Annotated in this window: 9 protein-coding genes and 4 pseudogenes; 5 read left to right on the top strand and 8 right to left on the bottom strand. The window is 58.6% G+C overall.

Annotated features, from left to right (window positions below; genetic code table 11):
* From GPL20_RS34930 to GPL20_RS34920, 3 genes and pseudogenes are all read right to left on the bottom strand, one after another.
* The coding region (locus GPL20_RS34930; protein ID WP_157336667.1) for a transposase at positions 1-157 on the bottom strand (157 nt) is incomplete at its 3' end.
* 55 nt (positions 158-212) lie between these two features.
* Positions 213-1,067 (bottom strand): IS110 family RNA-guided transposase, encoded by an 855-nt coding sequence (locus GPL20_RS34925; RefSeq protein WP_157336665.1) that lies wholly within the window; start codon positions 1,065-1,067, stop codon positions 213-215.
* 66 nt (positions 1,068-1,133) lie between these two features.
* Positions 1,134-1,373, bottom strand: a pseudogene (locus GPL20_RS34920) (IS3 family transposase); the annotation flags it as partial.
* Between the two features lie 68 nt (positions 1,374-1,441).
* Between GPL20_RS34920 and GPL20_RS34915 the strand changes: the two are divergent.
* The 3 genes from GPL20_RS34915 to istB all read left to right on the top strand — a co-directional run bounded on the left by GPL20_RS34915 (position 1,442) and on the right by istB (position 5,254).
* Positions 1,442-2,494, top strand: a complete 1,053-nt coding sequence (locus tag GPL20_RS34915) for an IS110 family RNA-guided transposase (RefSeq protein ID WP_157336663.1) — start codon at positions 1,442-1,444, stop codon at positions 2,492-2,494.
* 438 nt (positions 2,495-2,932) lie between these two features.
* Positions 2,933-4,477: an IS21 family transposase gene (gene istA / locus GPL20_RS34910; protein WP_157336661.1), complete on the top strand. Its 1,545-nt coding sequence runs from the start codon at positions 2,933-2,935 to the stop codon at positions 4,475-4,477.
* Between the two features lie 15 nt (positions 4,478-4,492).
* Complete coding sequence (istB, locus tag GPL20_RS34905; protein WP_167533344.1) at positions 4,493-5,254, top strand: IS21-like element helper ATPase IstB; 762 nt, start codon at positions 4,493-4,495, stop codon at positions 5,252-5,254.
* A 92-nt stretch (positions 5,255-5,346) separates the two neighbouring features.
* Here istB and GPL20_RS34900 read toward each other — a convergent pair.
* From GPL20_RS34900 to GPL20_RS34885, 4 genes and pseudogenes are all read right to left on the bottom strand, one after another.
* Positions 5,347-5,598 (bottom strand): annotated as a pseudogene (locus GPL20_RS34900) (transposase); the annotation flags it as partial.
* Between the two features lie 63 nt (positions 5,599-5,661).
* Positions 5,662-6,083: pseudogene (locus GPL20_RS34895) on the bottom strand (transposase family protein); the annotation flags it as partial.
* A gap of 49 nt (positions 6,084-6,132) precedes the next feature.
* Complete coding sequence (locus tag GPL20_RS34890; protein WP_157336659.1) at positions 6,133-6,363, bottom strand: hypothetical protein; 231 nt, start codon at positions 6,361-6,363, stop codon at positions 6,133-6,135.
* Between the two features lie 67 nt (positions 6,364-6,430).
* The gene (locus GPL20_RS34885) at positions 6,431-6,733 is read right to left on the bottom strand and encodes an MCP four helix bundle domain-containing protein (RefSeq protein WP_157336657.1); all 303 of its coding nucleotides are present in this window, start codon (positions 6,731-6,733) and stop codon (positions 6,431-6,433) included.
* Between the two features lie 181 nt (positions 6,734-6,914).
* On the opposite strand from GPL20_RS34885, the pseudogene GPL20_RS34880 reads away from it, so the two are divergent.
* Positions 6,915-7,436: pseudogene (locus GPL20_RS34880) on the top strand (IS5 family transposase); the annotation flags it as partial.
* Positions 7,437-7,898: 462 nt separating this feature from the next.
* Here the strand turns inward: GPL20_RS34880 and GPL20_RS34875 are convergent.
* The gene (locus tag GPL20_RS34875; RefSeq protein ID WP_157336655.1) at positions 7,899-8,111 is read right to left on the bottom strand and encodes a hypothetical protein; all 213 of its coding nucleotides are present in this window, start codon (positions 8,109-8,111) and stop codon (positions 7,899-7,901) included.
* Positions 8,112-8,300: 189 nt separating this feature from the next.
* Here GPL20_RS34875 and GPL20_RS34870 point away from each other — a divergent pair, with 189 nt between their 5' ends.
* The gene (locus GPL20_RS34870) at positions 8,301-11,522 is read left to right on the top strand and encodes a hypothetical protein (RefSeq protein ID WP_246251196.1); all 3,222 of its coding nucleotides are present in this window, start codon (positions 8,301-8,303) and stop codon (positions 11,520-11,522) included.
* Positions 11,523-11,548: the final 26 nt, after the last annotated feature.

Raw genomic sequence — 11,548 nt, 5'->3', positions numbered from 1 at the left:
TCTCAGAGGGCATCAGCCCCGCATACTTCTTCTTCCAATTGAAATACGTCGCCTGACTAATCCCGGCCTTGCGGCAGACCTCCGCCACTGCCGCGCCATCTTCCGCCTGCTTCAAAACGAACGCGATCTGCGCTTCCGAAAACTTCGATGCCTTCATGGAACTCTCCTCGTCCCGGTGGGATCATAATTGGAAAATTCCAGTTCAGACTGGCCTAATTTGGCGCCTCGAACAGAAGGCTTCGGGCCATGCGGTCGCCTGACTTGGATATCCGGCCAGAGATATCGACCTCGCCGGATTGATAGCGCCGAGGTGTCAGGCCGAGAAACGCTCCGACATCGGTGGATCGGGAGAAGCGGTTAGGATCGTCTATGGCCGTCGTGAACGTCAATGCAGTAATCGCGCCTACACCGGGGATCGTTATCATGCGCTGGCAGGCCTCATGGGAGCGCGCGAGACGTAGAAGCTGCGAATCGAGCCTCTGCCTACGCTCTCCCGCAACACGCCAAGCCTCAAGCAGCGCGTCAATGGCGCTTCGGATCAAGGGGTCCGCCGGACATCGCGTGAGCACTGCGCGCTCGAACGTTCCACCCTTACCGGCTGCGAGCACCACGCCGAAGGTCTTCAGTAGACCACGAATTTGATTGTAAAGCGTCGTACGAATCGCGACGAGTTCGCTTCTGGCTGAGAGCAGGGCTCGGATACGACAGCTCTGCAGGCTCTTGATGGCGACGGGCCGGTACCAACCGGAGCGCACCACTTGCGCGATCCCAAATGCATCGTTCACATCCGTCTTGTTAACTTGCAGCGAGAGCGCCGCCGCGACATGGCGCGCGTGGATGCAGTCGATTGGAACGTCGAGAGCGCGCAGCCCATGCCAAAGCCAGATCGCCAACGGCCCGGTTTCCATGCCGACCCGAACTGCGTCTGGAGCGTGCTCGCGCAGCACCATTGCGATGCACTCCGGTTCCGAGGAGCATTTGCCCCGCCAAGTGCGCCGACCGTCACCGTCGATGACACAAATCTCCGTTTCCTTTTGCGATACGTCCAAACCAACATAAAGAGTCATCACATGCTCCTCGTTTTGCACTGAGGAGAATATTCTGCCTCAGTCTCGCGCGTGCGATTAGGCCATGTGGTTGATCACATAGCCCTCCCGCTTGAGCAGAACGTGCAGGCGCCGATAGCCGAAGCGACGGCGCTCCTGGGCGATCGCCCTCATGCGCTGGCGAAGGCCGGCTTCGGCCGCCCGGGTCGTTCGGTATCTCATGGTCATGCGGCAACAGCCGATGGCTTTACACGCCCGCCGTTCACTCATCCCGTGGGCCTCCACGAGATGCGCGACAGCTTTCCGCTTCCCCGCGGGCGTCACCATTAATGGGATGGTCCGCACCGTCCTCCTCCCTCATCATGGGGGAGGTCAGATCAATAGAGGAGAGTATCATGGCCCATTGCAATTTGCCGCGACCTGCGCCTGTCTATGGGATCGACATTGGCAAGAACCTGTTCCACGTCGTTGGCCTGAGCTGCGACTGCACACCTGATCAGAAAGTTCGCTTTCGACGGGACACTCTTCTTCAGTTCTTTGCTCGCGCACAACCAAGCATAGTTGGCATGGAATCCTGCGCCGGTTCACAGTGGCTCGCCCGGAAGATACAGGCACTTGGTCACAAGGTGCGCCTGATCCCCGCGCAATTCGTGAAGCCCTACGTGAAGTCAAACAAGAACGACATCATCGACGCCGAGGCGATCGCTGAGGCCACGACGCGACCGACAATGCGCTTCGTCGCCGTGAAGGAGGAGGACCAAGTCGATCTTCAAGCGCTGCATCGAATCCGTGACCAGATGGTCGGCGCGAGGACACGCCTGATCAATCAGATGCGGGCTTTCTGCCTCGAGTACGGTGTACCTTTGCGTCAGGGTGCCGGAATATTCAAACTCGAGTTGCCGCGCGCTTTGAATGACGAAGGAAACGATTTGTCACCAGTGATGCGTCGCCTGGTGGGCGATCTCTTCGCCGATCTCCGCCGCCTCGAAGAACGGATCCGCGAAGTGACACAGGAGATCGAAGCGGTCGCCGATCGAGAGGACGTCACACGCCGGCTGATGACAATTCCTGGCATCGGCGCATTGGGTGCGACCGCCGTACTTGCCGCGGTCGGTGATGGGCTGCAGTTTCGCAAGGCCCGCGACCTTGCTGCCTGGCTGGGGTTAGTGCCCAGGCAATACTCGACCGGCGGAAAACAGACGTTGCTTGGCGTCAGCAAACGCGGCAACCGTTATGTGAGAAAGCTTTTGGTGCATGGCGCGCGATCCTGCTTCCGGCATTTGGACCGGACGCGCGATCGCCTAGGAAGCTGGCTCGACGGGCTCCAGGCTCGGATGCATCCGAACAAGGCCGTTGTCGCTCTAGCCGCCAAGATGGCCCGCATTGTCTGGGTGGTCTTGAACAAGCCCGGAGCACTCTACGAACGCAGAGATCCTGCCTTCGCCTGACGCTTCTGGCTTCGATTGCAAGGCTCGGGAACAGTGATGACGAAACAGTGGATCAACATGCCGTAAGCCCTGTGCAAAAAAGCGGGCTTCGTGCCCGAACCATTTATTGGGAACGGCGTGCGCGGATCTCATCATGGCCTGGCTGCAACAGCAGTCCACTCGCGAGAGGCCGGATACATTTATGCAACTGGAAGCGTCATTTTTGCTGTTACGAACCCTTGCACGGACGGGGCGGACCATACATTCTTTCCCACGAGGTCCTTCATGCATGTTTCGCGGGATCGTGAGCAGGGATTTCACGGGATCGTGAGCAGAGATTTCAGACGATCGTGAGCACGGATTTCGTGGGATCGTGAGCAACTTTTCCGCGGCTCAGCCCGCTTCGGCCGACAACTCAACCGGCTTAGGAACTGCCTCGTCAGTGAACGAGGAAGGCCGATGCCCACCCAGAGATTGTCGATGCGCCGGATCAAAGAGGTTCTCCGCTTAAAACATGTTCAAGGCTTGCCGGAGCGAGCCATCGCGCGCACCCTGGGCATCAGCAACGGCGCCGTGCACAGCTATCTGCGCCGAGCCGGGGCTGCCGGGCTGAAGAACTGGCCGTTGCCGGCGGGAATGACCGACGAAGACCTGGAGCTGCTGCTTTTCCCTGCGCCGAAGCCGGCGTCGCAGAGCCCCCAGCGGCCCGTTCCCGACTGGGGCTATGTCGACAAGGAGCTGCGCCGGCGCAACGTGACCCGCCGGTTGCTGTGGGACGAGTATCGCGCCACCCATCCCGATGGATTCGGCTATACATGGTTCTGCACGACCTACGAGGCCTGGAAGGGGCGTGCCCGGCCTTCGATGCGGCAGACCCATCTGGGCGGCGAGAAGGTTTTTGTGGATTTCGCCGGCGACACCATCGACGTCATCGACCCCTCAAACGGGGAAGTGCAGTCGATGAAGCTGTTTGTCGCGGCGATGGGCGCGTCCAACTATACCTACGCCGAGGCCTGCCCAAGCGAGGGGCTCGCCGACTGGATCCGGGTCCACATCAACCTTTTCGCCTTCCTCGGGGGCGCGCCGACATTCGTGGTCTGCGACAATCTCAAGGCCGCCGTCACCAATCCCGACCGCCACGATCCCGGCCTCAACCGAACCTATGCCGAGATGGCGAGCCACTACGGCACGGCCATTCTCGCCGCCCGGCCGCGGCGGCCAAAAGACAAGGCAAAGGTCGAAGTTGCGGTGCAAGTCGCCCAGCGATGGATTCTGGCGCGGCTGCGCAACCAACGCTTCTTTTCGTTGGCGGAGTTGAACGCAGCTATCAAGATCCTCGTCGTCGAACTCAATGCCCGGCAGATGCGCGACTTTGGCGCCAGCCGCGCCGAACTGTTCGCCGAGCTCGACAAGCCCAAGCTCACACAGCTGCCGGACCAGGCTTACGCTTTCGCATGCTGGAAGCGATGCCGGGTCGGCCCCGACTATCATATCGAGATCGACGGACACTGGTATTCCGCGCCGTACCGGCTCATCCGTGAGCTTGTCGATGCGCGCATCGACGACAGGACGGTCGAGATCTTCCACAACGGCCGCAGGATCGCCAGCCACGCCCGCGCGCCCAACCGGCGGGGCCACACCACCATCGCCGACCATATGCCCAGCGCCCATCGGCGCTACGGCCAATGGACGCCCGCCGGAGTAATCGCCGCCGGCGAGCGGATCGGTCCGTCAACTGCCGCCTTCTTCCAGGCCGTGATCGCGGCCCGGCCGCATCCCGAGCAAGGCTTTCGTACCTGCCTCGGCGTTCTGTCGCTGGTTAAAAGCTACAGCGCCGAGCGCGTCGACGCGGCCTGCCGGCGCGGCCTTCTGATCAAGGCGCGATCCGTCGCCTCGATCCGCTCCATCCTCCAGAACGGCCTGGATCGCACCTTTCTCGACGAACCCTCCGAACACCAACCCCTGCGCCACGGCAACATCCGCGGCCGGGATTATTTCCACTGAGCCAAGGAGACCTGTATGCTCAACCATCCCACCCACGAACGCCTGATCGAGCTCGGCTTGAGCGGCATGGCCAAGGCCTTCGAGGAGCAGCGACGATCGCCCGATCTGGAAGCCTTGCCGTTCGAAGATCGCATCGGCCTGCTGGTCGACCGGGAGGCCGCGGAACGCGACACCAGGCGGCTCACCACGCGCCTCAAGCTGGCCGCCCTTCGCCAGAATGCCTGCGTGGAGGACGTCGATTTGCGCACGCCGCGGGGTATCGACCGGGTCGTGTTCGCCAAGCTCGTCAGCGGCGACTGGATCGATCGCCACGAGAATTTGCTCATAACCGGAGCGACCGGATTGGGCAAAAGTTGGTTAGCCTGTGCCCTCGGCCACAAGGCCTGCCGCGACAATCGCTCGGTTCTCTATCATCGCGTCCCAAGATTGTTCGAGGCGTTGGCGCTCGCGCGGGGCGATGGACGTTATGCCCGCTTGCTCAAAACCATTGGCCGCGCCCAGCTGTTGATTTTGGACGATTGGGGATTGTCAGTGCTCACCGCCGCCGAGCGGCGCGATCTACTGGAAGTCCTCGAGGACCGCCATGGCCGCGCCTCCACCATCGTAACCAGCCAACTCCCTGTGGACACATGGCACGAAGTTATCGGAGACCCAACCTACGCCGACGCCGTCCTGGATCGCCTCGTCCATAACGCTCACCGCCTCCAGCTTGCCGGCGAAAGCATGCGAAAACGCAACGCCAAAACCATCACCCTTGACCAGCAGCCAGAACGCTGACTCTATCACCGTCTCGGCCGGAGCGGGCTGCTCACGATCGTCTGAATTCGGCGCTCATGATCGTCCGAAATCGCTGCTCACCATCAGTGAAATATGCAGTCCTTCAAGGCTGCGTTGTCCAGCATGGCGTCGGCCAGCAACCGTTTCAGCCGCGTGTTCTCATCCTCCAGCGTCTTCAGCCGCTTGGCCTCCGAGACCTCCAGCCCGCCGAACTTGGCCTTCCATTTGTAAATGCTGGCGTCGCTGACGCCATGCTTGCGGCACAGATCGGCGACCGACACGCCGGCCTCATGCTCCTTCAAGATCCCGATGATCTGCTCTTCCGAAAAGCGGCTGCGCTTCATGCTCTGGTCCTTGTCGTGGGCCAGAACGAACTTCAAACTGGATTAAACCCGCGGGGCAAGGTCATCGGCGATGCCGATGTGGAAGTAGCCGATCGGATAAGCCTTGAACTTCTTCTTCGAGGGCTTGCCACAGCCGACTTCCGGCAATCGGCTGATGCCGTGATGCTGGAGGCAGCGATGCAGGGATGACCGCGTCAGATGCTGGATGGTCGGCTGCAGCGCATAGAGGCAATCGTCGAATGGCAGCAGCGTATGCTGCCGGAAAGCAACGATGATCGCCTCCTCCTCGATGGAAAGGACAGTCGACTTGGCTTCCTTGGGGCCAGTCGAACGATCGGTGACGGTCTCGCGCTGCTTCCACTTCGCGACAATCTTCTGGTTGATCCCGTAGCGCTTGGCGAGACCTCTCAGGCTCTCTTGACTATTTTGTATGCTCGACGGACTGCCTCCGTCGTGGTGGCGCAGCCGTGTAAAATCTGTCCCATAGCGCTTCCTTCGAATCGTGCGACAAGGATGCACCATCAAAGTCTGGGACTAAACAGTGAGGACAAGAGTCCCAACAATGAGAGAAAATGTGAAGGCATAGGTCTGCTCAGCACTCTGACCGGCGGCCGCGGCACGCTTGTTGTTGATGTCCATTGCCTTCAGCAGGGCCTGTCCGCTGTCCTGACGCAGCGGCTGCATTTGATGAACAAGCAGATCGCTGGCGGTGGCAATATCATTCCGGCGGGTACGCAGAGAGCACGTCTGGAACTTGCGCGACATACGCGCTCCAGAGTTGTTGGAAGTTCGTGTAAAGCTTGTGCTCTTCCGAAGAGGAGAGCAGCAGCTCCTAGGCGGCGCCCTCCCTTTCGATGTCGCGCGTCAGGTCAGCAAGAAGCTTCTCGGCTGAGGCTTTCTTCGCGGAGTCGGATTCCAGAATGTGATCCCGCACGACTCTGCCATATCGGATGGTGTAGGCTCTGAGGTTACCGAGCAGGCGGACCGCGGGCAGCCAACGGGATTGGAAATCAGCGACGTCGCCCTGGATCAGCCGCATGTTGCTGATGGCGAGCATGCCCGTGCCGCCGAACACGAGAAGAAGCAAAGAAATAACGGCGACGAGTTTGCTCCTGATCGAATAGCGCGAAAGCATGGCAATGACTCCTGGGAAATGAGCGACAGCACAAATCGAAAGTATTGGAAGACGACGTTTCCTAAACGTCGTCATGCTGCAGGCCATCCAAATGAATTTTTTACCAAGACTTAGTTGAAATATTTGTTACAGCAATCATTGATTGCACAACTTTTGCGCAAGGTGGGCTAGGATTTAAGCTGTGCATCAGCATGGGCCTGCATCATGCAGAACCAGCGCCAATTGATGGGAAGGTCACGCGGCGGCTTGACGGAAATCCACGCGGTGGTCGATAGCAATGGTCGGCCCCTACGGCTTGCGTAGAGCCTGGGCGAGGCGCATGACGTTCGGCTTCCCGAAAAACTGCTCTCTCGTCTGAAGTCTGGGTCAATGTTGCTTGCCGACCGTGGCGACGATGCCGGTCGAATCAGAGAGATTGCGGTGAAGAAAAGCGCTTGGGCAAACGTCCGGCCGAAAAGCAATCGCAGCGATCCGATCTGCTTCAGTCCGTACCTCTATCGTGCTCGCAACCAGGTCGAACGGTTCTTCAACGGGATCAGACAACGTCGTCGTGTGGGCGAACCGCTACGGCAGGCTTGCCGGAAACTACCTTGCCTTCGTCCAACTCGCATCTGTCCGGCTGTGGCTAGCGGCGCGTTATGAGCCCACGCCTAGCTGTGGTCTCCCAGGAGGTTATCCATCTGGTCTGAACCGAGGAAACTGAGGTTGCGCCCGCATCCATGAAGCGCGGCGATGCGGGCGCACTACAGGTAGGAAGTTGAACGACGCGCCGACGCCCGTCGGGGCGAAAGATCTATCCCACGGCGTATCTGTCGTTTGGAGTGCCTGACACCAGCTCGCGCCGGAGAAAGGTAGCGCGGTCCTTCAGATTTGCGACCGGCTAGTACAAGGCGTGGAGCCGGACTCCGCCCCAACCCCGTCCGACTGCGAGCCGTGCTCGTCAGGCGGAACTGCCGCATCAAGGATTCCGCAGTCTACTACAGGCACGTCAGGAACAGTTTCGAACGTTCCGTCGAGCAGTGGGAGGGACATGTCCGACGTCTAGCACTGCGGATGTGCTGGTGGCGCGCCGGAACGAACCAGGACGAGCCGACGTCCCGTGTCCCAATGGCTGGATAAGCAAGTTGCCGATCGTTGAGCTCAAGCGGCGTGAGGTCGCGAGACCTCAATAAAGCAGCAGACCGCCTGACGCGCCGCGAGTGCCAACTGTTAAAGGCTCTAGCGAGTGATGATGATCCGAGATCAATTCGGGCTGATGATGAGATTGAGCCGGCCATGCGGGATTGTTGCGCTCTATTCGAATGAATGAAGAAAAAGTGCGCACGGTGGCGGATTGAGAGCGAAAAACACCGACATCACGGGTCTTGATCATCAGCATCGAAAATCTCTTGACGGTTCAAGATCATATTCGATAAATCGCGCTACTACTGTAGGTTATGTTCTCAATTTTCAGGGCGGACCCGATAGGAATCTCCCGTCAGTTTGTAGCGGGCCGCCGAATGCCTTCGACGAGGGCTTGTACGATTTTGCAGAATTCAGGCCTATTTCTCGCTCAGGACTATCTCCGATGGACAGTATGGAAATTGAGGCGATGACTGTGCGCGAGCAGCTCTTTGCATTGTCGCGCAACCTCCGGTGGATCGCTGTCTTTTCGGTATTCATTTCAATTTTGTTGTACTTGCCAGATCAGATTCAGGAGCTCTACCGGATAGCTGCTGACGACATTGGGTGCGTAACGCTCAAGGAGTTTGTCGCCGTGGGCGTGATTGCACTAACGATCTGGGCGGCCGCTTTTCAGCTTAGCGCTGCAACCCTGCCTCATATCCCGCCCGCGAGGGGGCGCGTGGCGTTTTATATCAAAGTTGCACCCATTGTCCTCGGCGCGTTGCCGATCATCGCCGCGACGGCAGGTCAACTCGCCTCGCGGCCGGCTGAAAAGATCGGTGAGGTCGAGGAGGTCGGAAGCATCTTCCGCATTCAGGACCAAGCGCTCGCCTTCGAGCGGAACATGCTGCTCATACTTGCGCTTGCCATGTTGATCCTGCTCGCCTCGTTTGTCGTATTCGCTTGGCGGATGGGGTCAAAACATCGCTCGGCCGCACTCGCGGATCGGGCGAACATCGCCTATTTCATCCGCTATAGATTTCTCGCGCTCACGATCGGCGGCATCGCCCTGTTGACGACCGGGTTCGTTTTGTTTCCAGACAGGCTTGCACAATTCGTCGGATCGTTCGGTGTAATCGCTCTCTTTGCGATGTGCGTGGCCGGTCTCATCACCTACTTTGCGCTACTGACGATCAGGTTCAATTTTCCTTTTATACCGGTTGTGTTTGGCGGCTTGTTCCTGGTTGCCTCACTGTTTGGAAGCGATGACCACGGGCTGCGCAGCGTGGCCGGAGCAGCCGGCCCATCAGGAGAGATGCGCATTTCTGCAGTCGAAGCATTTCGGGATTGGCTTCGGCAAAAACCGCGCCTGGCCGAGGCCGAGAGGCTCGGAGAATATCCGGTTTTCATTGTGGCTGCCCAGGGCGGAGGCATCTACGCAGCCAACAATGCGGCGCGCTTTCTTGCCAGGATGCAGGATCTTTGTCCGGCATTTCGGCAGCATCTGTTTGCGATAAGCGGCGTCTCCGGAGGGAGCGTCGGCTCGGCGATCTTCGCAGCTGCGCTGCATGCCGACAATGGGCCACTTGATACGATCGCTCCCGACGCAAAGACATGCCCGAAGATCGCCGATTTTCTGGCCGGCGTCGGCCGGGCCGAGGATATCGATGCCCCTGGGCAGGTAGAACAGCGCGTTGCAAGCGTCTTGGAGACGGATTTTCTCTCGCCCTTGGTTGCGGGTTTTCTATTTACCGACTTCACCCAGCTGTTTTCTCCGCTCGCTATCCCAAGTTTTGATCGTGCGCGCTTTCTGGAGTACACGCTGGAGAATGCTGTAGACAGAATGCTCAAGAGCCAAAAAGGCGCCGGGCACCAATCCAATCTGCTAAAGGCCGATTTTCAGTCACATTGGACACCTTCCAACAATATGCCCGCGCTGTTGTTGAACACGACAGATACCGGTAGTGGCAAGCGCGTTGTCATCTCTCCCTTCGATATCGACCCGCTCCACGCCAAAGACAAAGACCTCTGTATTCTCTCGATGCTTGATCGTGCCGGAACCGGAGCCGATCAAACTGTCAAGAGCCACTCGCTGCCGATCCCGCTTAGCACGGCGGCCTTTATCAGTGCGCGATTTCCATGGGTGACGCCGGCAGCGACGGTCTCCTTACGGAATGATTGTATTACCGCCAATCCGCAGGCGCGCCTGGTGGATGGGGGATATGTCGAGAATTCCGGAATAGAGACCGCGCTCGATTTGATTGAGCGGCTCAACAGCATCAAGGGCACCTCTGACGCGCCAAAATTCCGGATCTATCTGCTGTCGCTGGTGAGCGGACAATTCGGAGATCACGGTTCTTTCATGTTCGGTGAGCTCATGGAGCCGGTGCGAGCGCTCTTGAGCACGCGAAGCTCTCGAACCTATATTGCACTCAACCATGCGAACAATATCGATCGTCGGCCTACGAGCGATGTAACGTCCAGCGTGCAACGCTTTCCAACGTTCGGTCGAATAGACATAACAGGTTCGTTTTACAACCTGCCGCTTGGTTGGACGCTATCTCAGAAAACTGAAGATATCATCTCGCTAAGCAGCGGCCGATTCTGGGATTGTGTGCCGAAGGATGACTTCGATCAATCCCGCAAGAAGCAGAGCAATGCCGATTGCCTGCAAGTGAAGTTGTTTCATCTCTTGAATGGATCCGTCGCATCCGCCTTTGAAACGCTCAAAGAAGCCAAGCTGGCCCAGGCGGCTTACGCTGACGAGTTAGACAAAGAATACAAGCCCGCTCCAAAGATCAAGCCGCAGCCGTTACTTGCCTGCTATGAGAGCAAGTGGTTGCAGGAGCGCGGCTATCAAAAATACCAGGATAAAGTTTCCGCGTACGAGCATCAGCTGGCGCAGTCGATTAAGGACCATTCGCCGGCTCCTGCGCCCGTGCCGCCATATCGAAAGAGCTATATGGCTTATTTCCAGGCCGAGCAGGTCAAAGCCTTGCTGCAGGAATGGGACCGCATCAAGGAGACGGATCCGCGGATCCTGGCCTATATCCTAGGGGCAATCTCCTACGACAGCGCTGACTTTACACGCAGCAGCGAAGACTTTTCATACAGCGCGATCTCGCAACTGCCGCGCAAATGGCGCGATCGGATAGAAAAGAACAATGCCGACCTAGCGGCCAAGAACAAACCGCTCGTCGGCATGGACGCATTGCTCAACCATCCCAAGGAATTGGCCAACTTTGTTCTTGGTTACGCGGGCAACCCGTTCGGAAACCAGGCCGGAACGGACGACGGTTGGCTGTTTCGTCCACGAGGAATGTATCAACTGGTGGGACGGGAGCAATATCAGGAAGCGCAGAATCAAGTGCAGGAGATCGGAGAACTGGCGGGGCTTGATCTCCTCACGTTTCCCGACGCACTGCGTGATGCGAAGATCTCAGCCAAGGTCGCTTTTGCCCACTTTCGGCTTCATCCCTATCAGAACCGAACGCTGTTTGAGCTGCTCAAGGATCCGTCGAAGGACTGGATCGCCGTGCGTGCGTTGCAAACCGACATGGAGCATGGCCCAGCCGATAGGGAGCGTGTCAATGCAAGAAGCCAGATGTTTCTCGGCTGCATTGAAGAGGCGTTACATCCGACGCAACTCAAGTCGTTCCAGAGCAAATTTTATGGCAGCGAGTAAACATCCTGATCACCGGCCGCGGCCCG

Source organism: Bradyrhizobium cajani (genome assembly GCF_009759665.1).
Taxonomy (GTDB): domain Bacteria; phylum Pseudomonadota; class Alphaproteobacteria; order Rhizobiales; family Xanthobacteraceae; genus Bradyrhizobium; species Bradyrhizobium cajani.
Note: the sequence above shows the minus strand (reverse complement) of the source record. Positions and strands in the feature narration are given on the sequence as shown.